The sequence below is a fragment of the Bowmanella denitrificans genome, from assembly GCF_039522935.1.
Lineage (GTDB): Bacteria > Pseudomonadota > Gammaproteobacteria > Enterobacterales > Alteromonadaceae > Bowmanella > Bowmanella denitrificans.
Genome location: NZ_BAAAEI010000006.1, coordinates 127,338 through 152,215, shown reverse-complemented (window position 1 = coordinate 152,215; position 24,878 = coordinate 127,338). Strand labels below are relative to the sequence as shown.

General features: G+C 50.7%; 18 protein-coding genes. 8 read left to right on the top strand and 10 right to left on the bottom strand.

Translation table 11 applies throughout. The features are described 5' to 3' along the window. Positions 1–5: 5 nt before the first annotated feature. The 3 genes from ABD028_RS03660 (at position 6) to moeA (ending at position 3,926) form a co-directional block, all read left to right on the top strand. A complete protein-coding gene (locus ABD028_RS03660; protein ID WP_343841878.1) occupies positions 6–419 on the top strand; it encodes a hypothetical protein in 414 nt (137 codons plus the stop codon). A 78-nt stretch (positions 420–497) separates the two neighbouring features. Beyond that, on the top strand, positions 498–2,537 hold the full coding sequence (locus ABD028_RS03655; protein WP_343841876.1) for a TonB-dependent copper receptor: 2,040 nt from the start codon (positions 498–500) through the stop codon (positions 2,535–2,537). Between the two features lie 153 nt (positions 2,538–2,690). Next, positions 2,691–3,926, top strand: coding sequence for a molybdopterin molybdotransferase MoeA (gene moeA / locus ABD028_RS03650; protein WP_343841873.1), 1,236 nt, complete (start codon positions 2,691–2,693; stop codon positions 3,924–3,926). 128 nt (positions 3,927–4,054) lie between these two features. On the opposite strand, the gene hemN is transcribed toward moeA, so the two are convergent. Continuing rightward, positions 4,055–5,410 (bottom strand): oxygen-independent coproporphyrinogen III oxidase, encoded by a 1,356-nt coding sequence (gene hemN, locus ABD028_RS03645; protein ID WP_343841869.1) that lies wholly within the window; start codon positions 5,408–5,410, stop codon positions 4,055–4,057. Between the two features lie 223 nt (positions 5,411–5,633). Here hemN and ABD028_RS03640 point away from each other — a divergent pair, with 223 nt between their 5' ends. The 4 genes from ABD028_RS03640 to ABD028_RS03625 all read left to right on the top strand — a co-directional run bounded on the left by ABD028_RS03640 (position 5,634) and on the right by ABD028_RS03625 (position 10,392). Beyond that, entirely contained in the window at positions 5,634–6,260 is a 627-nt protein-coding gene (locus tag ABD028_RS03640; protein WP_245921399.1) for a hypothetical protein, read from the top strand. Next, the gene (locus ABD028_RS03635; RefSeq protein WP_343841861.1) at positions 6,250–7,335 is read left to right on the top strand and encodes a rhomboid family intramembrane serine protease; all 1,086 of its coding nucleotides are present in this window, start codon (positions 6,250–6,252) and stop codon (positions 7,333–7,335) included. The genes ABD028_RS03640 and ABD028_RS03635 overlap by 11 nt, the downstream gene beginning before the upstream one ends. A 130-nt stretch (positions 7,336–7,465) precedes the next feature. Further along, positions 7,466–8,869 carry an MBL fold metallo-hydrolase RNA specificity domain-containing protein gene (locus ABD028_RS03630; protein WP_343841858.1) on the top strand — a complete coding sequence of 468 codons (1,404 nt, stop codon included), beginning with the start codon at positions 7,466–7,468 and terminating at the stop codon, positions 8,867–8,869. Positions 8,870–8,880: 11 nt separating this feature from the next. Further along, a complete protein-coding gene (locus tag ABD028_RS03625) occupies positions 8,881–10,392 on the top strand; it encodes a Na/Pi cotransporter family protein (RefSeq protein WP_343841855.1) in 1,512 nt (503 codons plus the stop codon). On the opposite strand, the gene ABD028_RS03620 is transcribed toward ABD028_RS03625, so the two are convergent. Next, complete coding sequence (locus ABD028_RS03620; RefSeq protein ID WP_102795509.1) at positions 10,389–10,637, bottom strand: hypothetical protein; 249 nt, start codon at positions 10,635–10,637, stop codon at positions 10,389–10,391. The two genes, ABD028_RS03625 and ABD028_RS03620, sit on opposite strands and share 4 nt — an antisense overlap. A 169-nt stretch (positions 10,638–10,806) precedes the next feature. On the opposite strand from ABD028_RS03620, the gene fabA reads away from it, so the two are divergent. Next, the gene (gene fabA, locus ABD028_RS03615; RefSeq protein WP_102795383.1) at positions 10,807–11,325 is read left to right on the top strand and encodes a 3-hydroxyacyl-[acyl-carrier-protein] dehydratase FabA; all 519 of its coding nucleotides are present in this window, start codon (positions 10,807–10,809) and stop codon (positions 11,323–11,325) included. Between the two features lie 88 nt (positions 11,326–11,413). On the opposite strand, the gene rmf is transcribed toward fabA, so the two are convergent. The 8 genes from rmf to ABD028_RS03575 form a co-directional block, all read right to left on the bottom strand. Further along, positions 11,414–11,590, bottom strand: a complete 177-nt coding sequence (gene rmf, locus ABD028_RS03610) for a ribosome modulation factor (RefSeq protein WP_102795508.1) — start codon at positions 11,588–11,590, stop codon at positions 11,414–11,416. A 326-nt stretch (positions 11,591–11,916) separates the two neighbouring features. Further along, the gene (locus ABD028_RS03605) at positions 11,917–13,596 is read right to left on the bottom strand and encodes a DUF3466 family protein (protein WP_343841848.1); all 1,680 of its coding nucleotides are present in this window, start codon (positions 13,594–13,596) and stop codon (positions 11,917–11,919) included. A 38-nt stretch (positions 13,597–13,634) separates the two neighbouring features. Further along, complete coding sequence (gene uup / locus ABD028_RS03600; RefSeq protein WP_343841845.1) at positions 13,635–15,530, bottom strand: ATP-binding cassette ATPase Uup; 1,896 nt, start codon at positions 15,528–15,530, stop codon at positions 13,635–13,637. After that, the gene (locus ABD028_RS03595) at positions 15,527–15,757 is read right to left on the bottom strand and encodes a glutaredoxin family protein (protein WP_343841842.1); all 231 of its coding nucleotides are present in this window, start codon (positions 15,755–15,757) and stop codon (positions 15,527–15,529) included. Before ABD028_RS03595 ends, uup begins: the two co-directional genes overlap by 4 nt. Then, complete coding sequence (gene rlmKL, locus ABD028_RS03590; protein WP_343841839.1) at positions 15,747–17,852, bottom strand: bifunctional 23S rRNA (guanine(2069)-N(7))-methyltransferase RlmK/23S rRNA (guanine(2445)-N(2))-methyltransferase RlmL; 2,106 nt, start codon at positions 17,850–17,852, stop codon at positions 15,747–15,749. Before rlmKL ends, ABD028_RS03595 begins: the two co-directional genes overlap by 11 nt. Before the next feature lie 96 nt (positions 17,853–17,948). Next, positions 17,949–18,476, bottom strand: a complete 528-nt coding sequence (locus ABD028_RS03585) for a cell division protein ZapC domain-containing protein (protein WP_343841836.1) — start codon at positions 18,474–18,476, stop codon at positions 17,949–17,951. Positions 18,477–18,606: 130 nt separating this feature from the next. After that, entirely contained in the window at positions 18,607–19,614 is a 1,008-nt protein-coding gene (pyrD, locus tag ABD028_RS03580) for a quinone-dependent dihydroorotate dehydrogenase (protein WP_343841833.1), read from the bottom strand. Between the two features lie 163 nt (positions 19,615–19,777). After that, complete coding sequence (locus tag ABD028_RS03575) at positions 19,778–24,622, bottom strand: NAD-glutamate dehydrogenase (RefSeq protein ID WP_343841831.1); 4,845 nt, start codon at positions 24,620–24,622, stop codon at positions 19,778–19,780. Between the last annotated feature and the right edge of the window lie 256 nt (positions 24,623–24,878).

Below are 24,878 nucleotides of genomic sequence, written 5' to 3'. Positions count from 1 at the left end.
GGCACTTGTTAAAACGCCGCACTCAAACCTGGTTAATGCCGCTGCTGCTGTTGATGTTTATCTTCAACAATCTCAGCCTGGCGTTTGCGGCATCTCAACACCTGGCCCAGGCCCGCGCATACAGTGATGACGATAAAGTCTTGATCTGTACCGGGCGTGATATGAAGTGGGTATCGATGTCCGCTTCCTGGCAAGCGGGCACGTTTGTGTTCGTCGATGCACCAAAAGATCTTCCGCAGGAACTCAAAACCCTAAAATGTGGCGACTTGTTTGCCCAGGATCTCAAGACATGCGGAGTTAGCCATGCGATCACCATCGCCCAGTTAAGCTACCCCGACCTGCTTAACCCGCGTCTCGCTACGCCACATTTACAAGCCCAGTACGCCAAAGCTCTGTCTCGCGCCCCGCCCGCCGTTTGATTCCCTAATTAACAACAAATAGACATTTATGGGTCACAGGTGACTCGCCGTGCCCCTATAGCAAACGGAATCAATACAATGAACAAACACACTGCTTTTCGAGCCAGTGCCCTGAGCCTGGCTCTGCTTAGTGCATTTAGCTATGCCGACAACACCGCGCAGCAGCAAGACAACGCTGTTGAAACGATTGTTGTCAACGGTGAAGCCTTAAGCCTGCCTAATCAGGTGATTACCGATGCCAAGCAAGCTCGTCAGCCATTACCCGCCCATGATGGTGCCGATTATCTGAAAACCATCCCCGGCTTTTCCATGGTGCGTAAAGGTGGCGCCAGTGGCGACCCGGTATTTCGTGGCATGGCCGCGTCGCGTTTAACCATCTTAAATGACGGTAACTTACTCTTTGGTGGTTGCAGCAGCCGCATGGACCCGCCCACCGCCTATTTATCCCCACAGAGCTTTGATCAAATCCGCGTAATTAAAGGGCCGCAATCGGTGTTGCATTTGCCCGCTAACGCTACCGTGCTGTTTGAACGAAACAGCTATCAGCTAAGCGAAAGTGGCTTTAAAACCGACACCAGCCTGACCCTGGCCAGTGCCGGACGGCAGGAGCTGAATACCGACTTAACCTTGGGTAATCAGCGTGGTTTTGTCAGAGTGAATGCGGCTAAGGCCAAGGCGGATAATTATCAAGACGGTGACGGTAACGAAGTTAACAGCCATTACGACAGGTGGAGCGCTAACGCCGAGCTTGCCTGGACAGCGGATGCCGATAGCTTGCTGATGCTCAGCCTGGGGAGCAGTGACGGAGAAGCCGCCTATGCGGATCGCAGCATGGATGGTTCGCTGTTTGACCGCCGCCAGGTTAGTTTGAAAGGCCGCAAAGACAATCTTGCCGACTGGTTGCCCCGTCTGGAAGGCCAGTTGTATTTTAATCATGTTGATCATGTGATGGATAACTACAGTCTGCGTGATTTTATTCCCAGTATGATGATGCCAACTCCTGCCGCCATGAACCCGGACCGCTATAACCGCGGCGGCCGTATTCAGGCTGATCTGGCCTTGGGCAAACTGCAGGCTAAAGTGGGCGTTGATGCCAGTCAGAATACCCATCGCAACCGCATGAGCATGAACCAGCCAATGATGCCTTTTGAGGATATGCCTTATCTGGAAGATGGTCGCTTTGAACAGTGGGGCCTGTTTAGCGAATTGAGCTATGCCTACTCAGACAGCCTAAGCCTGCATGGCGGTGTGCGAGTGGATGACTGGCAAGCCGAAGACAGTCGCAAGAGTTTGCGTAAAAGCATGATGATGACCATACCGAACCCCAGCTTCGGGCAAAAACGTTCTGAGACCCTGACCAGCGGGTTTGTGCGCCTGGAGCAGCAAAGTGATCACCAGACCTGGTATGCCGGTATTGGCCGGGCGGCACGCTTCCCCGACTACTGGGAACTATTGGGTAATAATCGCGGCGGAGAAGATAGCGCCTCAGCTTTTGCTACCGATGCTGAGATTACCCATCAGTTGGACATAGGCTGGATCCGTCACTGGCAGAATGTGCGACTGAGTTTGTCCGGTTACTATGCCGATATCAGCGATTTCATATTGCTCGACAAGCACAATCCAATGCTGCCGGAAACCGTGCGCAATATCGACGCTCACACATTCGGGGGCGAAGCCAGCCTGACCTGGCAGGCCACCACGCAGTGGCGTGTAGAATCAAGTCTGACGGTTAGCCGCGGTAGCAACGATAGCGACGATCTGCCACTTGCTCAGCAACCACCTGTGGAGCTGCGTTTAAGTACTGCCTATCAATGGCAGGACTGGCAGTTTGGCGCCCTGTGGCGCCTGGTGCAAAGCCAGGATAAGGTAGCACAAAATCAGGGCACCATAGTGGGGCTGGACACCCTTCCTACCGCAGGCTTTGGCATTTTGTCAGCCAATGCCATGTGGTCACCGGACAATCAGTGGCAAATCAGTCTAGGGATAGACAATCTGCTGGATAGGCAATATCAGGAGTATCTGAGTAAAAGTGCCGCCGATATCCCCGGGTATATTGTCAGCGGCCGGGTAAATGAGCCAGGCCGTACTTTATGGGCTAAGGTGGATTACCGTTTTTAAAACAGCATTGCATCAATAATCGCCGTGCTGTGGCAGTTAAATCCCGCCACAGCACGGCCTATCGTCTTCTTTAGAGACTCTATTCCTTTTGTTGTATTGGCATCAACGCGTCAACTGGTTACCCTAACCGCAGATTAGTAGAAGGAGTCTTTCATGAGCGAAAACCATAGCAGCCCTTGTGATAACGCACCCACGATGATGCCGGTTGAGCAGGCTATCAACCTGATGCTTGCCTCGCTGCGCTGTGAGCAGGCCAAAATGCCAATACAACTGGACGCTGCCTTAGGTGCAATTCTGGCCGACGATATTCTGGCCGCTTTGGCTATTCCTCCCCATGATAACTCTTCCATGGATGGCTATGCCCTGCGTGCAGAAGACTTGCAAGATAAAGATAGTCTGCAACTGATTGGCAGCAGTTTTGCTGGCGCACCTTTTACCGGACAAGTACAAAAGGGCCAAACCGTACGTATTATGACCGGCGCTGTTATCCCAACAGGGGCCGACGCCGTGGTGATGCAGGAACAAACTAAAGCGAATGGCGAGCAAATTCACTTTTTAAGCCAGCCTGTTAAAGGTCAGAACATTCGCAGGCAAGGTGAAGATATTGCCACGGGGCAGATTCTGTTCAGTGCCGGGCACCGATTGCGCGCAGTGGATCTGGGATTACTGGCATCTTTAGGTATTGCCGAGGTGAATGTATATCAGCCGCTCAAAGTGGCTTTGATGTCTTCTGGCGATGAACTGGTTGCACCAGGGACAGCGCTGGCCGACGGACAGATCTACGACAGCAACCGGGCGGTACTGCGGGCGCAATTGCAGCAACTGGGTATTGATGTACTGGACCTAGGTATTGTCCCGGACAGCAAGCAGGCATTGCGGCTGGCCTTAAGTCAGGCTGCGGCTGAGTGTGATGCGCTGATCAGCTCTGGTGGTGTGTCGGTGGGTGAAGCGGATTTTACCAAAGAGATCCTGGCTGAGCTGGGCGAGATTGGTTTCTGGAAACTGGCGATAAAACCAGGCAAACCTTTTGCATTTGGCAATCTCGGTGGCTGTGTGTTTTTTGGCCTGCCCGGTAACCCGGTCTCAGCTTATGTCACCTTTGATTATCTGGTTCGTCCGGCTTTGGCGGTGATGGCAGGGCAAGAACGGCAAAACTCCAGGCAGTTTAGCGCTGAAACCATTGTCAGCTTAAAAAAGCGCCCAGGCCGCATGGATCTTCAGCGCGGCATTTACTGGCAGAACGAAGACGGCCAGTTACAGGTGAAAAGTACCGGCAATCAGGGTTCCGGGGTGCTGACCAGTATTGGCCAGGCCAATTGCTATATTGTGCTTGAACAGGAGCGCGGCAACGTTGAGCCAGGGGAACGGGTACACATCCAACCCTTTTAGCCTGTGGGTCGAATTTTAATTCGACAGATTTGCCGTCATCAGTTTTGACTTGCGGCTATCTTGTCGCAATTAATTGCGACCCACAGTTCCAATGATCTGCTGGCTGACGGCTGGTATAGCACGCGGCGTTACACCACCTTTGAATAACGCTGCTGGCCCTGCTGCAGATAAGCGTCAAAGCAAGCGCAAATACTGCGCACCCAAAAACGGCCATTAGGCAATACCTGCAGATGCTGGTCTGTAGCGCTGACCAGGCCGTCCTGGATAAAGGGCTGTAGGGCTTGTGTCGCATCGGCAAAGTGTGCCCAAAAGTCAGCCAACTGCCACGTTTGACTAAACGCAGCAATATCCAGGTGAAAGTGACAAATAAGCTGGCTGATCAGCGCAGCTCTTAATTTGTCCTCCTGACTCAGGGCAAAACCTTTGTCCAGCGGCAGACGCTGAGCGTCGAGGGCCTGGTAATAAGCCGGCAGTTCTTTGGCATTTTGCCAGAGCACCCCATTTACCTGGCTGATGGACGAGACTCCCAAGCCAATCAAGGCATCCTGTCCATGGGTGGTATAACCCTGGAAATTGCGCTGCAAGCGCCCTTGCTGTTGCGCTTTCGCCAGCGCATCGTCGGGTTTGGCAAAATGATCCATACCAATAAACTGATAACCGGCGGCGTTGAATGCGTCAATTGCCAGCTGCAAAAGCGCCAGCTTGGTTGCTGAGTCTGGCAGACTGTGCGCTGGGATTTTACGCTGCGCGGCAAAACGGGCTGGCAAGTGCGCATAACTGAACAAAGAAATGCGATCCGGACTTAATCTGACAATCTCCGCCAGCGTCTGGGCAAAACTGTCGGGATGCTGAAACGGCAAGCCATAGACCAGATCCAGATTCACGGAGGCAAAACCCAGTTCCCGGCATAGCGCCACCTGATGCTGAATCAGCTCTGTGGCCTGTACCCGATTGATGGCAATCTGCACTTTATTGTCCAGATCCTGCACACCAAAACTCACCCGGTTGAATCCCAGGGCTTTGAGGTGACGAAGTTTATCGTCACTGCAGGAGCGCGGGTCAATCTCAATGCTCAGTTCCACATCTTGTGCGATAGAAAAGTGCTGATGCAGTGCTGAAACTAAGCGGCTTAACTGCGCTTCGGTCAGGAAGGTTGGCGTACCACCGCCAAGGTGAATCTGATGTATGCCTTTTCCGCCCAGCTTACCCTGATATAAGGCCATTTCCGCTTCCAGCGCATCCAGATAACGGTCAGCCTTATGCTGATGACGGGTAATCACCTTATTACAACCGCAGTAGTAACAAAGCTGATGACAAAATGGAATGTGAATATACAGGCTCAGGTCAGCACGGCTGCCTTCCAATGCAAGTTGCATTGTGGCCGGGTCAAAGTCGCTACTGAGTGCCAGCGCGGTGGGGTAAGAGGTATAACGTGGTCCGTTGATATTGTATTTGGCAATAAGTTTGGGATCCCAGCCTGGCATGGTATTTCTCTGTCATCAGCAATACAGCCAGTGTATCGGTGCACAGATGCAGTGGTATTGATCTAACACAATTCTGCTGGCCTTTCAGGTAAAAACTGGCGGCCTGGCCTGTATATTTTCACCTTATCTATCAGGTCATTGTGCACATCGAACGTCATGCTTATCAGTGGCCGGATGATCCGCTACTATTGCGGCCCTTTTCACTTACTACAGGATGTATGTTTTGTCTCAGTCCGATATCAATCAGGCTACGGCCGATGCCCTCAATCATCAGCGAAAAGTTCCTTTGGATAATCAGGAACTTCGTAAAACCGGCTTTTGGCTGAACCAGATCTTTATGATTGTCTCCACCATTGTTGGGGTTTACCTGGCGGCTCAAAGTGGTTTGCAGCAAGCCCTGACGTTCGATACGTATAGCAAGATGGAAGACAACTATTATCTGCGCATGTCTTTGTACGATGAATTGCAGGACAATGTTCGGGATGTGGAAAAGTATGCCACCGAGGTACTGGCCAAAAGTCCGGCGCTGCAAATCATTAAAGACAGTCGTCCGCCCATGGACTTGTATGTCTGGGAAACCATGCGTTTTCATCCTTCAACCCTGGAAACACCCAGTGAGATCCTCACCGAAGTCAGACGCTTTTACAGCCAGTCCCGGGTACTGATGGACAAGGTAGAAAAGCGCAGTCTGGGTTCGGCCTATGGTGCAGAACAGCTACTGAAGCTCAGCAGCCATATTCAACAACAGGTGCTCCCTGCCCTGGCTGGCAGCGCGACTGAACTTAAGCAGGCGCTGGCAGAAGAAGGGGTAAACATCGGTGGGTTAAAGGAGCTTAGTCATGCCCATTAAGCCTTGTCCAAAATGTCAAAACCAGATGCTGACCCCGACCACCTATGGCAGCGACGAAATCGACGTTTGTCAGGCCTGCGGTGGATTGTGGTTTGAAAAAGATGAAGTTAATCGCATGATTGATGAACTTCACCCCGACAGCCCATTGGATAATTATCAGCAATATTTTGGTGAAAAGCTGGGCGACAGTGAGCTGAATTGCCCTGACTGTAAACGGCAATTGCAGCGTTATCATTTACTGGCTGACTATCACACCGAAATCGATCATTGCCATCATTGTGACGGTAGTTGGGTCGATCGCGAAGAATTACAGGGTGTGCAGCAAAGCCCGGCACTGCGCAGCGCACTGGCCGAGCTGAACCAGAAAATTAACTGGAAAACCTATCTGTTCCAGTTTCTTTCGCAAATGCCGGTGGAATACAACCTGAAAAGTAAAAACCGTCCTTGGGTTAACTGGACCCTGATTGCGCTGAATGTGCTGATATTCGCCGGCTACTTTTTCGATGAAGGCCGTTTTATCTGGGTATTCAGCCACTTGGCTGCGGTGCCCAACGAAGTACTGGCCGGCCAGCAAAGCTGGACGCTGCTGACCTGTATTTTCCTGCACGGCTCGGTGCTGCACCTGCTGGGCAATATGTACTTTTTATACGTGGTTGGCGACAACCTGGAAGAGGCGCTTGGTCACTGGCGGTATCTGGGCTTGTACCTGCTGTGCGGCATTGCCGCCAGTCTGGCCGGCGCGTTATTGCGTAGCAGCAGCGATATTCCATCGGTGGGTGCCAGCGGGGCGATTGCTGCGCTGTTTGGTATGTATCTGCTGTGGTTTCGTCATGCCAGTCTGACCTTTATGATTGTGGTCTACCAGAAAAAGCTGTCTGCGCCCTGGTTTTTTGGTATCTGGCTGGCCTTTAATCTGTTTGGCATGCTGATTGGGCAGTCCGAAGTTGATTATGGCGCGCATATTGGAGGCTTTGTCGTTGGTTTGTTGATTGGCGGGTGGCTAAAGACAAAAATTCTGCGCGACAATCCACTGATTGACCTGCTGAATCGCCAGGAAGCGGTGATTCGACGTTAAATATTTTCAGGCCGGTGCAGACCGGCCTTCTCCTTTCCTTGGCGCTGATCCATATCAATCCATGTATGGCCAGAGCGTGATAACGTTAAAAAATCGCGCTACATTTGAGCAATCAACAAGGAATAAACATATGGCCACCATTAGTTTTCTCGGCGCAGCACAGGAAGTGACCGGCAGCTGTCATTTACTCGAATCGGATAGTTTCGGTCGCATTCTACTGGACTGTGGCATGCATCAGGGCGGCGATATTATTGAGCGCCTGGAGTCTGATGACTTTCATTTCAATCCACAAACCATCAATGCGGTGATTTTGTCCCATGCGCATCTGGACCACTCAGGTTTGTTACCCAGGCTGGTGCATCAGGGGTTTGACGGCCCGATTTTCTGTACCAAGGCCACGGTGGACTTGCTCAGGATCATGCTAAAGGACTCAGCCGGGCTGTATGAGCGGGATCTGGAACGGGAAAATCTCAGGCGCAAGCGCCAGGGCAAAAAACTACTCAAGCCTCAGTATCGCCTGCAGGATGTAGAGCAAGCCATACATCAGTGTGAAGGTCTGGATTACCTGCAAAGCAGGCAATTGACTCAGGATGCCGCGTTTACCCTGCATGATGCCGGGCATATTCTTGGCTCTGCCATTGTTGAGCTGAACTTCAAGGAGCGTGGCCGCGATAAATGTCTGGTCTTTAGCGGGGATTTAGGTAAACGCAACGCGGTACTGATGAACGATCCCAGCTATCTGAAACATGCCGATATGGTGCTGATGGAAAGCACCTACGGCGATCGCGAACACCGCAACGAAACTGACACCCTTGCGCAGTTGCAAGATATTCTGGCCGAGACCTGGCAGCGTGGCGGCAACGTGATGATCCCCTCCTTCGCGGTTGGGCGCACCCAGGAACTGTTGTTCTATCTGGGTTGCTTGCATCAGCAGGGCAAATTGGATAACTGGCAAATCTTTCTCGACAGCCCAATGGCCATTGAAGTGACCCGGGTGTATGAAAAATGGGTGGCGCTGTTATCGGAAGAAGATACTGCGCATCTGCAATTAGATCACCGCAAACCGCTGGAAGATTTTCTGCCCAATTTGTTTATGGCGGTCACGCCAGAAGACTCCATGGCTATCAATAAAGTGGCCAGGGGCGCCATTGTTATTGCCGGCAGCGGTATGTGTAACGGTGGCCGTATCCGCCATCATTTTAAGCAGCGTATCTGGAATAAAAACAACACCCTGATATTTGTAGGTTTTCAAGCCCGTGGCACCCTGGGGCGTATTTTGGTAGACGGAGCCAAGCACATCAAACTCTTTGGTGAACCTTATCTGGTTAAGGCCCGCATAGAGACTCTGGGGGGCTTTTCCGCCCATGCCGGTCAATCTGGTTTAGTTAAATGGATTGGTCAGTTCAAACCTCAGCCCAAGGTGATTCTGGTACATGGTGAGCCACAGGCCCAGCAGGCCCTGGCGCAACGACTCTGGCAAGAACAGACCTTAGCGGTTGAGATGCCGTCACAACATCAATCCATGGTGTTTTAGGAAAACCAAACATGCAGTTATTAGGTGCGCTGGGACTCTTCTTGCTGGGCATGTGGCTGATGACCGAAGGCTTAAAAATAGCTGGTGGTAAAGCCCTGGAACATATGCTGGGAAAATGGATCAGCAGTCGCTGGCGCGGCTTTGTGGCCGGGGTGGTGGTAACCGGGCTGGTGCAATCTTCCAGTGCTGTGACGGTTGCCACTATTGGATTTGTCAATGCTGGCCTGATGAGTTTTGCCCAGTCGGTGTGGGTGATTTTCGGCAGCAACGTCGGCACTACCCTTACCGCCTGGTTGGTAACGCTCATCGGCTTTAAGCTGGATATGGCCGCATTCACCTACCCCCTTATCGGCATTGGTGCGCTGCTTAAGGTGTTTTCGCCAAAGGTACGGGGACAATCCCTGGGTATGGCGCTGGCAGGCTTTGGCCTGCTGTTTATGGGCATCAGTGCGCTGCAAAGCAGCTTTTCCGCCGTACAGTTTGACCCCGCCAGCCTGACCCAATGGATAAACAGCCCTTTACTGGTGGGCCTGGGGTTGGGGGTGATTCTTACCATCCTAACGCAATCATCCAGCGCTGCCATCGCGATAATCTTAACGGCATCGGCGTCAGGCATGGGTGACTGGGAATTAGCTGCAGCGGCAGTGATTGGTGCCAATATCGGTACAACGTCCACGGCGTTACTTGCCAGTTTGGGCGCCTCAGCAGGTGCTAAACGCCTGGTTATGGCCCATGTACTGTTTAATCTTCTGACCGGACTGGTGGCGTTGTGTCTGCTTCCGCTGCTGACCTGGGGGCTGGCAGACTGGTTGGGCACGGCCAGTCATATGCCATTGTTTCTGGCCCTTTTTCACAGTGGCTTTAACTTACTGGGCGTACTGCTGATGTTACCGGTGGAGCCGAAAATGTCCGCCTGGCTATTAAGCCGTTTTCGCCGGGTTAACCGCTATACCCAATTGGATACCAACCTGGCAGCCATACCCGATTTGGCCCTGGGCGCGGTGCAAAGAGAGACAGCCTTGCTGCGATTAGCCATTCTGGAATTGCCGCAAGCACAACAAACAGACGTCAAACTGGACAGGTTGCAGGGCCGGGTGGGTGAGATCCGCGAATTTATCAGCAAAGCCAGCCGCAACCCGCTTACCGAGCAACAAGGACAAGCTTTTGAGCAGGCCATGGCTGACCTGCATGGCTTTTCATCTGCCCTTGAAGCGTATCTGGATTTTATTGCACAGGCCGATGCCTTGACCGCCACGCCTTTTGCACAAGATGTGCAGGACTGGCTTGCACAGGTACAGCATTTTGCTGACTTGCAGCGCCAGATGAGCGAAGGTTTGGATACGCCATGGCAGGCATTAAATCAACGCTATAAACAACTGCGTCACCGTCTGATACGCATCAGTATGAGCCAGCATCTGGATGCCGCCATACTGGAAAAAGCCCTGCAGGGCCTGAGCGCCTGTCTGCGCTGCCAGCGCCGTATTCTGGAGAGTGGCCAGCACCCGCCAATATTGGCAAGCTAACAGTCGTTACTTTTAAGCCACTCGTTTAACAGCTTAATCTGTCCACAGCGATAGGCAGCATAGGTTATGCGTAACGCATTATTCAGTAATTCACCGTCTGTCCAGCCACTTTTCTCCGACAGTTCCTTGTAACACTGCATGCCTTTGGGAGTCACATAGCCACGTACTTCTTTGTTACCTTTGGCGCGCTGCCTTTCACGAAAGCGCTTCTGTTTATCTGCGTTGGGGTTACTGCTGTTTGGCATGATGAAACTTTTGTGAACAGGTCCTGCCAACAGTATCTGATATTCAGGTTTGTGGGTAAACTCCAATCATGAATGAAAAATTCGGCTAAATCTTACTGTTCAGAGTTGTTTAGCGTACGACTGTTCGCTAAATTAAGCCGCTGATTTTGCACCAACCTTCAAGAGAATTATGACAAGCAGAAAAAACAGTTTCTCCAGAGAAGACCTGCTGGCCTGTAGCCGTGGCGAACTATTCGGACCAGGTAACAGCCAGCTCCCCGCTCCAAACATGTTGATGATGGACAGGATCGTCAGTATTGGTGAGGAAGGTGGTGCCTTTGACAAGGGTCATATTGTGGCTGAACTGGATATCTCGCCGGACCTGTGGTTCTTTGACTGCCACTTCCCTGGCGACCCGGTTATGCCTGGCTGTCTGGGGCTGGATGCCATGTGGCAGTTAGTAGGCTTTTTCCTGGGCTGGTCGGATGGCCCCGGCAAAGGCAGGGCACTGGGAGTGGGTGAAGTCAAATTTACCGGGCAAATTTTGCCTACCGCAAAAAAAGTGACTTACCGTATTGATATGAAACGCGTCATCAAGCGTAAGCTGTTTATGGGGTTGGCGGACGGCTGTGTTGAAGTCGATGGCCGTAAGATATATGAAGCAAAAGACTTAAAAGTTGGCCTGTTTCAGGATACCAGTAACTTCTGAGGCCCCTGCTTTACTAAAACGTCAAAAGCCCCGTCCGGGGCTTTTTTTATCTGGTTGAGGCCGTGCTAAACGGCAAAGTTAAACCATGTCAGCGATTCGCCAACCCAGTACTTCTATCTTCCTGAGCCGCTCGCCAACCCCCTAACCATTGGGAACGGGAATCTGTAGTTTGATAAGGACAATTTTCTTTGGAACGACCTGAGATGCCGGCTTGATAACCCTTTGCATGGGCACGGGAAAGTTTATCTCTCTTCTGTCTTTTCATTAGATACCTCATCCGTAATTTAACAATGTGATCTTGCGACCACTTGTATGTGATATCGAATTCGGCCTGATGGTTCAACCATACTTAGTGCACTCATCCACTTGAAATTTTTAAGCGCATGAAATCAGTTGAAATTTTTCTTACATCATTTTGTCATATTAAGAAGATATTCTGGCCTGTCTTGCATAAAGGCCTGTCTGCGGGCAGCTCGGGGGAGCATCAAGTGAAAAGCCTTGAGCGAGAATGTTTGGCAGGAACACAGTGCCAGTACAACAGACTGTGCATTCAATGAGCCATCAACGCCCATTGAATGCACTAAATCAGGATTAACGTCTGCGGATCAGACCGCCCAACCCAAGCAGACCTAGCATCCACCAGCCAAAGCTGGCGCCCTGACGCTCAATCTTATCGTCATCTGAACTGCAGTCATCGATATTGCCGCCCGGAATAGGCACCAGTTTCACCGCTACCGCGGCTTCTTCCATAATCTGGTTACCGGCATCGTCCAGCAAGGGTTCACCGACAATGTCCAGTTTCGCACGTTTGTATGTGGCGGTGGCGGCAATTTCGCCATTTTCGTTAATGGCATTGCCCTGTACCAGAGTATAAGGACTGTCACAGGCGACTAAATCATTCAGATTGCGGAACTGTTTATCGTTCAGATCATATAAAAACGCAGCACGTCGGCGGTTGGCGCTGCCAATCGTAGTTTCAACTTCACCGTCACCTACCACCAAGCCGGCATCGTTAATATCTCTGGCGACACTGGATGAACCCGGAAAGAAGTCATCTGGGTATTCCAAGGTTTGTTCATCCAGGTCATACACAAAGAATTTGGTACGTTCAAAACCGTTCACTAACTTCAGAGTCTGACCTACCACCTGATTGTGGTTATTAATCGCAGCAGTCCAACTTAGATAAGAGTTATTTCTTAGGGTTTGATTAGTATAATCTTCGTTGTTGGCAAAAACAGTGGTTTTACCGTCCGCAAACACGGCGGCAAAGCCGCGAGTGGCATCATTGTTTTGCGGGTAGCGGTCAAAACTGGTGCCAACGGCAATACCAGCATTATTTACATCCACCGCCCGGGATGGGTAAAAATTGGTGTCATCTTCTGCGGGAGTAAAAGGAAGATCAAAGGTTTTGCTATCCAGCATATTACCCTGATTATCCAGTTTCCATAGTGTTGCCTTGTTCATATAACCAATGCTTCTGGCATTGCTGTAACAATACTCCACTGGTACATCCGGACGTTTTTCATCGTCATCGCAGTTTGCAATGGCGGTGTCCATGCCCTCGGGCTTATCTACCGAGCTAATCCCCGCCACCCATAGATTATCAGAAATCCCCAGCGCTTCGCTGTAGCCGCCTAATGTCACTTCCTGCGGTACCAGTGCGACGGTCTGACCGTTAATCCTGACAAAACCACGACTGGCAAAGTCACGAATAAGATAGGTGAGCTCGTCATCGGATTCATTGGTGTAGGCTAATTTCAGGTAAGGCGCAGAACTGGTCCCCACCACTACGCCGTCTGTATTAACCTTGCCTGGCGAAACGGTGACACTATTAGTTAAATCACCCAGATCACTGTCTGTGACATCAAAACCAGTGAGTTTTTCACTGCCGTCGTTATCTGACAGATAAGCAACATACCGGGCAATTCTTTGAACCAACGGGCTGCTATCGGCCTGGCTGTTGACGTAAGCAAACAAAACCGCCAGGTCTTTCTTGCTGATAACACCATTTTTCACATCATCAGGTGATTCAAGCAGATTGCTTAGTGCTTCGTTATTGTCCAGATCCAGCAAACTGATATCAATCAATGGGCTGTAAGGCGTATCCAACGTCAGCAATACATCCCCATCGCCGCTTATCCCGCTGGCAAAAGTGTATTGCCCCTTGTCGGTGGCATCCAGCGGCACAACCTGGTAGCTGGCGGCAAAAGCGCCGGAAGCGAAAATAGCCAGACTCAAGGCGGAAAGTGGCAATAAGCTGTTTTTATTCATCTGAAATCCTGTTTTACTTCAAGCACTTGTCTGATGTGCTACGACATACTATCTAATTCTTCCCATCTGGCAAACGCCTGCTCCAGGTCCTGTTGGGCCTGGGCAAGCTGATCCAGCATGGTGGCGGTATTCTTGGGATCCTGTTTAAAAAAGTCCGGATCACTGACCTGGGTTTCCAGCGCCTGGATTTGTTCCTCTAGGGCCTCTATCTTGGCGGGTAACTGCTCAAGTTCCAACTGCAACTTGTATGATAACTTTTTGCTTTTCTGTGCAGAAGTCTTTGCTGCAGCAGTTTGACTGGTGTTTTGTCCTTTAGTTTCCTGCTTGACCTGATTTTGTTGCGCATACCAGGCCATTACATCGGCATAACCGCCGACAAATTCGTGGATTTTACCCTGGCCTTCAAAAAACAGACTGGAAGTGACCACGTTATCGACAAATTCCCGGTCGTGGCTGACCAGAATCACTGTGCCCGGATACTGGCTCAGGGTCTCTTCCAGCAATTCCAGGGTTTCCACGTCCAGGTCGTTGGTCGGTTCATCCAGAATCAGTAAATTGCTGGGCTTAGCCAACAGCTTGGCCAGCAGCAAACGGTTGCGCTCTCCACCAGACAGCGAACTGACCGGTGCCAGGATGCGATCCGGAGTAAACAGATAGTCCTGCAGATAACTGATAGCATGACGGGTACGACCATTGATGGTGATATCTTTCTTACCATCGGCCACGGCATCTATCACGGTGGCGTTCTGATCCAGCGCCTGGCGGTGCTGGTCAAAATACGCCAGTTCCAGCGCGGTACCCATGCGTACCGAGCCACTATCAGGTTTAAGTTGCCCCAGCAATAATTTTAATAAGGTACTTTTACCACAGCCATTAGGACCAATCAGCGCCAGCTTGTCGCCGCGAAACACACTAAGGTCGAGATTATCCACGATACGATGGCCGTCGATAGCATAGGATAATTGCTGGGCTTCAAACACCAGTTTACCCGAGGCCTGACTATCGGCCAGACTGACCTTAGCCGTGCCCTGGCGATTGCGACGTTCGGAATGTTCTTTGCGCAGCGCTTTGAGTGCTCTGACTCTGCCCTCATTTCGGGTACGGCGGGCCTTAATGCCCTGGCGGATCCAAGTCTCTTCTTCTGACAAGCGCTTATCGAACAGGGCATTTTGGGTTTCTTCTATCTGTAGATCTTCGGCTTTCTTATCCAGATACTGCTGATAGTTGCCCGGGTAGCTGGTGAGGTTACCGCGGTCCAAATCGATAATACGGGTGGCAATGGCACGGATAAAGGCCCGGTCATGGCTGACAAACACCACAGTGCCTTTAAAATCCAACAGTACCTTCTCCAGCCATTGAATACTGGCGACGTCCAGGTGGTTGGTGGGCTCATCCAACAGCAGAATGTCCGGGTCGGTCACCAGAGCGCGCGCCAGCGCGGCTTTTCTGCGCCAGCCGCCAGACAGCGAAGCCAGGGATTGTTCAGCCGGCAATGACAGTTGGTTGAGCACCTGCTCAATACGCTGCTCCAGTCGCCAGGCATCCAGACTTTCAAGCTCTGCCTGCAAACGCTCCAGTTTATTCAGATTCGCTTCAGACGGGTCGCTGGCAATCAGATGGGTGTGGTGAAAATAGGCTTTGAGCACTTCACCGGATTCAGCCAGGCCTTCGGCCACATAATCAAATATGCTCTGGTCGGCTAATAGCGGTGGGTCCTGCTCCAGTCTGGCGATCACCGTGCCACCAGTGACAATACGCTGACCGTCATCCAGTTGCATCTCGTCGTTGATAATTTTCAGCAGGGTCGATTTACCGCAGCCATTGCGACCGACCAGACACAAACGTTCAGCACTTTGAATGACCAGTTCGGCTTTATCCAACAAGGTATGCGTGCCAAACGCCAGTTGGGCGTTTTTTAGTTGTAACAAACTCAAGACAAAAACTCGTTTAATTGGGTGGCATCAAAGGGCCAGCACAGTTCCCTGCCCTGACTGTCTTTCAGCACCGGAATACTGTAACGGTATTGGGAAAACACGGCATCATCATCCATGATATCCACTTTTTGCAGGGCGCACTCTGGTGCATGGGTCTTCACCAGTGCTTCGGCTTCTTCGCATAAATGACAGGCCACCGTGCCGTATAGCACTAAATTACTGTGCATGGGTCAGCAGCCAGCAGTGGTGAATTTTCGGATTGCGTTTAAAGTCTTCCGGCAAGGTATCGGCACTGATGTTTTCAAAGCGCAGTCCCAGTTCGGCAACACCTTGCTCATCCAGCTTAAACTGGCGCAGATTGTTGGAAAACACCAGTTTACCACCTTTACGCAGGCAGCGCTTGGCGTCTGCCAGCATGGCCAGATGGTCGCGTTGCACATCCCAGGTGCTCTGCATACGCTTGGAATTGGAAAACGACGGTGGATCAATAAATATCAGGTCATATTGCTGGTGATGCCCTTTGAGCCACTCCAGGCAGTTTTCCTGCAAAAAACGATACTGATAAACATTGTTAAACTTGTTCAGCTCGAAGTTACGTTTGGCCCAGTCCAGATAGGTTCGTGACATATCCACCGTGGTAACTGTTTTTGCGCCCCCAAGGGCAGCGTGCACAGACACCGAACCTGTGTAGGCAAACAGGTTAAGCACATCAGCGTTTTTACTCCACTGACGAACCATTTGGCGGGTGCTGCGGTGATCCAGGAATAAGCCGGTATCCAGGTAATCTTTCAGATTAACCCAGAAGCGTGCGCCATTTTCCCAGACCTGGATAAATTCCTTTTCGCTGGCAAACTTTTCATACTGTTCCTTACCCTTTTGCTGCTGACGCACCTTGAGCACAATCTTATCGTGCTCCACGCCAAGTACTTTGGGTAACTGCAGCATGGCATCCATCAACCGTTTACGGGTTTTGCCTTCGGGAATATTCTTAGGTGCCGCATATTCCTGCACTACCACCCAATCGCCATAGCGATCAATGGCCAGGTTATACTCTGGCAGGTCGGCGTCATAGATACGGTAACAATTGCTGTCCAGTTGCTTGATCCAGCCTTTGAGTTTCTGCAGGTTCTTGCTCAGACGATTGGCAAAATCCTGCCCGGCCTGACTGGATTCGCGAATTTCGCAGTTCTTTTCATCCAGTACAAAGTTAACCAACTGGCATTCCAGCTTGCCGTTTAATATCTGGTATTCCTTGCCCGCCACTAACTTCATCTGTCGCAGCAAATCACGATTAGAGGTCAGCACTGACAAATGCCAGCCGGCAAACTGTTGTTTTAGTTGCAGCCCCCAGTCATTAAACAGCGGCAGCAACTCGGTCAGCTCACCCAGCCTTTCACCGTAGGGTGGATTGGTGACCAGATAACCAGGGGCAGAGGAGCACTGCCATTTACTGGCATCTGCATTGGAAAACTGAATCAGATCTGCGACGCCGGCTGCACCGGCGTTTTGCCGTGCCAGTTGCACCATGGCAGGGTCAATATCATTGGCGTAAAACTGTCTGGCCGGGCTGACCACCGCTTGTTCGGCTTCATTTAGCAAGGTTTCCCAGATGTCACTCTGGTGCTTTTTCCAGTGACTGAAACCCCATTGGCTGCGCAGCAGCGCGGGGGCCTGATTGGCAGCCATCAGGGCCGCTTCAATCACAATAGTGCCCGCCCCGCACATAGGATCGGCCAGTGGCTGGTGCATATCGGCCGTCCAGCCACTGCGATACAGCATGGCTGCCGCTATATGTTCTTTTACCGGCGCCTGACCGGCTTTTAATCTGTAGTGTCGCTGGTGCAGGCTGCCACCGGAAAGATCCAGGTAAATACCCAGTTTATCGCGCCATAAGCGGCACTGAATACGAATGGCAGGATTGTCCTTACTGACGTTAGGGCGTCGTTCATACAATTCCTGGAACTGATCGACCACCGCGTCTTTGACTTTTAAGGCACCAAACTGGCTGTTATTGATACTTTTGCTGGTTCCGATAAAGTCCACCACAAAACTGTCGGTAACATTAAACTGGGCCGCCCAGTTAATACTGGAAGCCAGTTGGTACAACTGTTCGGCGTCCTGGCAATCTCCTTCAGCCAGTTTGACCAGTACACGGTTGGCCAGTCTGGACCACAAACAAAGGTAATAAGCGTCTTTCAGCTCACCTTCAAACAGTACCTGCCCCGGCTTGTTTTTTAACTGCAAATGAGGACAAAGCCGACCAATCTCCTGCATCAGGAGATCGTCCAGGCCTTTAGAAGTGGTTATAACGAATGCGTACATGCCAAGCCAGACAAAAATGAAAGGCTGGGATTATAAGGGAAAAGCACTGATTTGTATGGATCAATTTGTCAAATTAGGGCGTAAAGAGGCAATCAGTCAAGCCAGCTTGCGCAATGGCTGCTGCTCAAAACAGGGTTCCAGGCAATCCGGCATTACCCTGATGGCCTCAAATTGTCCCATGGCTTTACCGGTTCCCAGCGGCAGTTGGTCATCCAGCAGCAGGCATAGACAACTGCTGTGATTGTCTTCCACCACCCATACCTTGGCACGGTATTCTCCAGTACTTAACCAGGCCAGGCGATGATGATGACCACCTGTTTCACTGCGGGTAAAAAACCAACTTTTGGGCATCAGTGGTTTATGAAAGCGCTGCACGGCGCAGACATTGATGGCAAGCTGGGTTTGCTGTGCGGCACTTAATGGCAGGCAGCAGTGTTCAAGCTGATTGGCAATCTGGCTATAAACTTCCAGGTCCTGCAAATCAAATGATTCTTCACCGCTGACAGTATAGACCAAATGCTTGGTGCGATAGGGTGTCAGAAACAACATGTCGCCTAACAGCAGAGCCAGGCGGTCATGCTGATGGTCATAATACCAGCGCCAGTTGCTATCAGGTTGTAACATACTAAACATCCTTATGGAAAACACAAATGGGGCCGGTAAAATGCCCCGCTCCATTTCTATACACTATACCCAAGCGATTCTTTTTATTAATAATTTTTCCGCATAGCGGACTGCGATCCGGCCAGGATCTTTATAAGGATTCTAGGATCTCTTTGATCAAATCCGGCCCCTGGTAGATCAGCGAGGAGTAGATCTGGATCAGACTCGATCCTGCCGCGATCCGCGCCTTGGCAGCATGGGGAGAATCTATTCCGCCTACGCCAATAATTGGCATGGCCCCGTCCAGGGCCTTACTCAGTTTCTCCACCACATTCTGGCTAACCTGAGTAAGTGGCGAGCCACTCAACCCCCCTGCCTCATTGGCATATTGCTGGCCTTGCACCAGTTTGCGATCCAAGGTGGTGTTGGTGGCAATCACGCCATCCATACCGGTTTGCACTAAAGACCTGGCAATGTCGACAATCTCTTCGTCACTCAAATCCGGGGCAATCTTCACCAGCACCGGTACATACTTGCCATGTTGCTCGCTAAGTTGCTGCTGGCGCTGCTTTAAGCCCCTGAGCAGATTGTCAAGAGCTTCCCCGTACTGCAAATTACGTAATCCAGGTGTATTGGGAGAGGAAATATTGATAGTGACATAACTGGCGTGGGCGTAGACTTTATCCAGGCAGTGCAAATAATCATCCAGCGCCTGCTCTTCCGGCGTAATTTTGTTTTTGCCGATATTAATCCCTAACACGCCTTTGTATTCGGCACGTTTTACCTGCTCAACCAGATAATCGACGCCTTTGTTGTTAAAGCCCATGCGATTGATAATGGCCTGAGACTGAGGCAAGCGGAATAATCTGGGTTTGTCATTGCCGCCTTGTGGCTTAGGTGTCACCGTCCCCACTTCAATAAAACCAAAGCCCATGGCCGCAAAGGCGTCAATGCACTCGCCATTTTTATCCAGCCCGGCCGCCAGGCCAATTGGATTGCGAAACTGCATACCCAACACCTCAACGGGTTTGTCTGGTAGCGATTGCCCATATAAGCGGTTTAAGACATTGCGCTGGCTGGCTTTTAAGAAGGCCAGGCTGAGATCATGAGAACGTTCTGCATCCAGTGTGAATAGCAAATCTCTTAATAACGAATACATGGTGGCGAAATTTCCTTTGTGGCAGCTAATTAACAGGCGATTGCCAATGCATTTCCCTGCAATCCTGGCAGATATTTTTCCATAAACATAAAAAAGCCCCGGCTAAACCGGGGCATTATAGAGGATGCTCAGTACCCTGTCCCGCTCATCGGCGGGGAGGATGTCAGTGAACCGCTGAATTACTACAGTTCAGGCTTAACAGCATCAGCTCACGCAGCGCCACCGAGAACTTGGCAAACTCGTGGGTTCCGCTGGTCTTAAACTCTGACATCATGTGATACCAACGCTCCAGCAACTCGTTATGCGTCTCGATCCAGCTGTCCAGAATTGCCTGGGCATCCTGACTCTTAGGATCGAACTTCAGCAGCACTGATGTCAGTGAACGCTGTTGCCAATCCAGTTCCTCACGGTAAGACGCGCGGGCCAGTGCCTGCCAATGGTTGCTAACGGACTGGCGGTTGATTTGGTCCAGGAACCAGTGCAGTTGCAGTTTATTACCGAGTTTGTAGTACAAACTGGCCACCAGGGCGACTTTCTTGCCTTCCTGGGTGGAAATCTGTGCCAAATCCAAACAGGAGAACAAGTTGCTCAGGCTCGCCACTTTGTAAGCAATGTCTTTGGCAACACCGGCTTCTGTCAGCACACGGGTTTTCTCTTCCAGTTCCTTATACTCGGCTTCGACCAGATAATCCTGCAGGTTTTTGCTCAGATCATCCATGGTCGGACGATAGAAGGCAATGGCCTCATCAATGGACAACGACTTGTTACCATGACGCAGATACCAACGCGACGCGCGACGCAAAGAACGGCGCATATCATCCAGCATGGCTAACTGCATATTGGCGTCAATCTTATTGTCCAGCTTCTCGATATCACGCCACACCGACTCCATACCGAAGATCCCTTTTACCACTGAATAGGCATTGACCACTTCTGATACATTGGCACCGGTCTCTTCCTGCAGACGATGCATAAAGTTCAGGCCCATGTCGTTGATCATATTGTTGGTCAACTTGGTGGCAATGATTTCCCCTTTCAGCGGGTGCTGGGTCATTTGCTCAGCAAACTTGTCCTGCAGCATTTTCGGGAAGGCGGTGATCAGCAATCTGGCATGATACGGGTTCTCGGTTACTTCCGGGATATTCAGCTTGTCTTTCAGGACCATTTTGCCGTAAGCCATCAGCACCGCCAGTTCAGGGCGGGTCAAACCACGGTCAGATGCCTGACGTTCAGACAGTTCGTCGTCGCTGGGAATAAATTCCAGCTCCCGGTTCAATCGCCCTTCGCGTTCCAGACCATGAATAAAGCGCAACTGCTCTTTCAGCCTGGAACCACCACCGATCTCGGTAATAGAAATAGACTGGGTTTGACGATAACAATCCTGCAGAACGATTTGTGCCACGTCATCGGTCATATCGTAGAGCAGTTTATTACGTTGCTTAATCGTCAGGTCACCATTTTGTACCAGGGTATTAAGCAAGATCTTGATGTTAACTTCGTTGTCTGAGCAGTCCACCCCACCGACGTTATCAATAAAGTCGGTGTTCATGCGACCGCCAGCAGCACAGTATTCCACGCGGCCTAGCTGAGTGCACCCCAGGTTGCCCCCTTCACCGATAATTCTGGCTTTAACATCCTTACCGTTAACGCGTAAGTCGTCATTGGCACGGTCACCTACATCTGCATGAGTTTCCTTACTGCCTTTCACATAGGTACCAATGCCGCCGTTCCACAGCAAATCCACCGGCATCTTAAGAATATTCTTAATCAGCTCGCTTGGGGTCATGGTCAGTTGCTTAGTGCCCAGCCATTTCTTCATCTCGGTAGTCAGCTTAATGGCCTTATCAGAACGAGAGAAAATACCGCCGCCCTTGGAAATCAAGTCTTTGTTGTAATCGGCCCAGTTCAGGCTTGGGTCTTTAAACAAACGCAAGCGTTCTTCGTAGGTCTTGGCCGCATCCGGATCAGGATCGAAGAAAATATGCATGTGGTTAAAGGCCGCTATCAAACGGGTATGTTTGGACAACAACATACCGTTACCGAAAACGTCACCGGCCATGTCACCAATACCGATACAGGTAAAATCCGTGCTTTGACAGTCTATGCCCATTTCACGGAAATGGCGTTTAACCGACTCCCAGCCGCCACGGGCGGTAATGCCCATGCCCTTGTGGTCATAACCAACGCTGCCACCAGACGCAAACGCATCGCCCATCCAGAAGTTATACTCTTCGGAAATACCGTTCGCGATGTCAGAGAAGGTTGCGGTACCTTTGTCTGCTGCCACCACCAGATAGGGATCATCCTCATCCAGACGCACCACGTCTTTGGGCGGGACAATTTCACCCTGCACAATATTGTCAGTGATATCCAGCAAAGAACGGATAAAGATGCGGTAGCACTCTTTGCCTTCTTCCAGGAAAGCTTGACGTCCACCGGTCGTGGGCAGATTTTTACAGATAAAACCACCTTTGGCCCCAACCGGAACAATCACGGTGTTTTTTACCTGTTGGGCTTTTACCAGGCCGAGTACTTCGGTACGGAAATCTTCCTGACGGTCTGACCAGCGTAATCCACCGCGGGCGACGCGACCACCACGCAAATGCACGCCTTCCACTCGTGGCGAGTAAACAAAAATCTCAAACTTAGGCAGTGGCAGCGGCATTTCAGGGATCAGCTCAGGCAGCATCTTGAATGAGATATACGGCTTGTCGTTACCCTGGTCGTCTTTCTGGTAGAAGTTGGTACGCAAAGTGGCCATGACCATATCCAGATAGCGGCGAATAATTCGGTCGTCATCCAGGTTGGACACGTTGTCCAGGCTCTCTTTAACTTGCGCCAGCAGTGCTTGCTCTTTTTTCTCAGAACGCTTAACCGCCGGGTCAAAACGCTGCTCAAACAATTGCACCAGTAAAATGGCAATATGCGGGTACTTATCCAGTGTTCTGGCGATGTAATCCTGACTGAAAGAACTACCGGTCTGGCGCATATATTTGGCATAAGCACGTAAAATCGTCACTTTGCGGCCAGGCATTCCGGCTCCCAGCACCAGACGGTTGAAAGAATCATCTTCCAGTTGCTGATACCAGACTTTAGAGAAGGCATCCTGGAACAGCTCCTGGGCTTTTTCCAGACTCATTTTGTTGCTGGAACTGTGCAACATGGAGAAGTCCATGATCCAGTTAACAGTTCCGTCGCTGGCCTTGACCTGATAGGGGCTTTCATCGATTACGCGTAACCCGAAGTGCTCCAGCATCGGTAATACCGCAGACAAGTGAATGGGTTGGTTGCGATGGAACAGCTTCAGTTTAACTACCGCGCTGTCATCAGACTCTTCCTGTGGACGGTAGAACAACATATCCAGGGTACGAACATCATCCAGGCTTTCCAGCTTCTCAATATCCACCACCGTGGTGGTGGGCAGATTCTGCTCTTTATAGCTGCGGGTAAAGGCGTTGTCGTACTTCTGATCAAGCTTCTTACCCTGAGCTTCACCGTGGCTGGCACGCAACGCGCTGCTGAGCTTGTCATTCCAGCTCTTGGACAGCTCGATAATGTTCTTTTCAATTTCCTTCACGTCGATTTCCACGTTGTTATTCTTAACCCGGACCATATAGTGGGTGCGGGCATAAACAGATTCGGAGAAGAAAGTGGTGAATTCCACATCCTGCTCGCTGCCGAAGGACTTTTTCAGCAAGGCCTGGGTGTCTTTACGCAACTGGGTGTTGTAACGCTCTCTGGGAACAAACACCATACAGGAATAGAAGCGGCCGAATACGTCGCGACGCATAAACAAACGGGAAATACCGCGTTCCTGCATCTGGAAAATACCCAGAGCAATCTGACCTAATTCCTGCTCACTGGCCTGTAGCAACTCATCACGTGGATAGGTTTCCAGAATATTCAGGAAGGCCTTGTAGGCATGTGAAGACTTGTCGAACCCGGAGTTATCACACATACGGGCAATTTTTTCTTTCAGTACCGGTACATCACCTGCACCTGCGTTATAAAACGCAGAAGAGAACAAACCGATAAAGCGATGTTCCCCTATGACATTCCCATCTTTGTCGAATTCTTTAACACCGATATAGTCCATATAGGCTGGACGGTGTACCCGGGATTTACTGTTGGTTTTTGTCAGGATCAGTGGATTCTGGCTAAGTGTTTCCTGGCGCGCCGATAATGGCAGACGGGACAACAGCCTGTCGCGGTTGCTTTTGGAGTTTTTCATCAGCCCCAGGCTGGAGTCGTTATCAGCAATCCAACGATGGTCGCCTTCTACGGCTTTAGCCTGATAATGGCGATAACCCATCAGGGTGAAGTTGTTGTTGCGGATCCAACGCAGGAAGGTGTGTACTTCTTTTTTAGCTGCATCGCCTGCCGGACAAGGTTGCTTGTCATACCCGGCAATAATGGCATCCAACCGTTCATTCATCGGCATCCAGTCAGACACTGCCAACTGCACTTCATCCAGAACAGAGTGCAACTCTTTTTCAATGTCTTCCAGGGCTTTTTTACTGGTCTGACGGTCGATTTCCACCAGGAACACGGTTTGCTTGCTGGGCCCTTTAGCCTTAGCATCCTGCATGGTTTCAAGCTTGTGATCTTTACCACGTTTCACCGCGATGGGGCTGTGTAACAGCAGATGGGCGGTAATACTCAGGCGGTTAATCGCCATGCGCACGGAGTCCACCAAAAACGGCATATCATCCACAATAATTTCAATAATGGTATGAGATGACTGCCAACCATGTTTGGCTATTTCCGGGTTGAATACCCGGATAAAAGGTTCCGAGTCATGATAGTCCACAAACTCATTCCACAGGCTTAAGGTAGCGCCGTACAGGTCGCTGTCCACCCGGTTTTGTAAGTCGTCTTTGGAAATATTCTTAAATAGGATCTGGGCAAATTGTTCGACTAACGGGGCCTGAACCTTGTCGACCTTTTTGCGGATCAATGTATACACATTTTCGAGGAGTACAGAGTGCTGGCTATTTGCAACCGTCATTTTTATACCTTGTCATGCGGGCTTTTGTAGGGCGAATTTTAGTATACCAATTCACTTTTCGTTTTATTTTCGCTCAGCGGAATCAGTAATAAAGAACTGAGTTCTATACAAATTCCGCGTATTTTCGCTGATTCCGCCAACCTTTGAAAGGGCTAAATAGGCTGGTATGACCCGCCTTTGGGATACATATTCATACTGGTTTAATAAAAATTTCTAATGACAAACCTGACCAGTCTGTCAGGGCGATAATCATGTA

Coding starts and splice junctions, on each gene's coding strand:
- pyrD (WP_343841833.1), bottom strand. CDS start 19,614: ATGTATTCGTTATTAAGAGATTTGCTATTCACACTGGATGCAGAACGT.
- ABD028_RS03655 (WP_343841876.1), top strand. CDS start 498: ATGAACAAACACACTGCTTTTCGAGCCAGTGCCCTGAGCCTGGCTCTG.
- hemN (WP_343841869.1), bottom strand. CDS start 5,410: ATGCCAGGCTGGGATCCCAAACTTATTGCCAAATACAATATCAACGGA.
- ABD028_RS03625 (WP_343841855.1), top strand. CDS start 8,881: ATGCAGTTATTAGGTGCGCTGGGACTCTTCTTGCTGGGCATGTGGCTG.
- ABD028_RS03575 (WP_343841831.1), bottom strand. CDS start 24,622: ATGACGGTTGCAAATAGCCAGCACTCTGTACTCCTCGAAAATGTGTAT.
- fabA (WP_102795383.1), top strand. CDS start 10,807: ATGACAAGCAGAAAAAACAGTTTCTCCAGAGAAGACCTGCTGGCCTGT.
- ABD028_RS03635 (WP_343841861.1), top strand. CDS start 6,250: ATGCCCATTAAGCCTTGTCCAAAATGTCAAAACCAGATGCTGACCCCG.
- rmf (WP_102795508.1), bottom strand. CDS start 11,590: ATGAAAAGACAGAAGAGAGATAAACTTTCCCGTGCCCATGCAAAGGGT.
- ABD028_RS03605 (WP_343841848.1), bottom strand. CDS start 13,596: ATGAATAAAAACAGCTTATTGCCACTTTCCGCCTTGAGTCTGGCTATT.
- rlmKL (WP_343841839.1), bottom strand. CDS start 17,852: ATGTACGCATTCGTTATAACCACTTCTAAAGGCCTGGACGATCTCCTG.
- ABD028_RS03630 (WP_343841858.1), top strand. CDS start 7,466: ATGGCCACCATTAGTTTTCTCGGCGCAGCACAGGAAGTGACCGGCAGC.
- ABD028_RS03595 (WP_343841842.1), bottom strand. CDS start 15,757: ATGCACAGTAATTTAGTGCTATACGGCACGGTGGCCTGTCATTTATGC.
- ABD028_RS03620 (WP_102795509.1), bottom strand. CDS start 10,637: ATGCCAAACAGCAGTAACCCCAACGCAGATAAACAGAAGCGCTTTCGT.
- ABD028_RS03585 (WP_343841836.1), bottom strand. CDS start 18,476: ATGTTACAACCTGATAGCAACTGGCGCTGGTATTATGACCATCAGCAT.
- moeA (WP_343841873.1), top strand. CDS start 2,691: ATGAGCGAAAACCATAGCAGCCCTTGTGATAACGCACCCACGATGATG.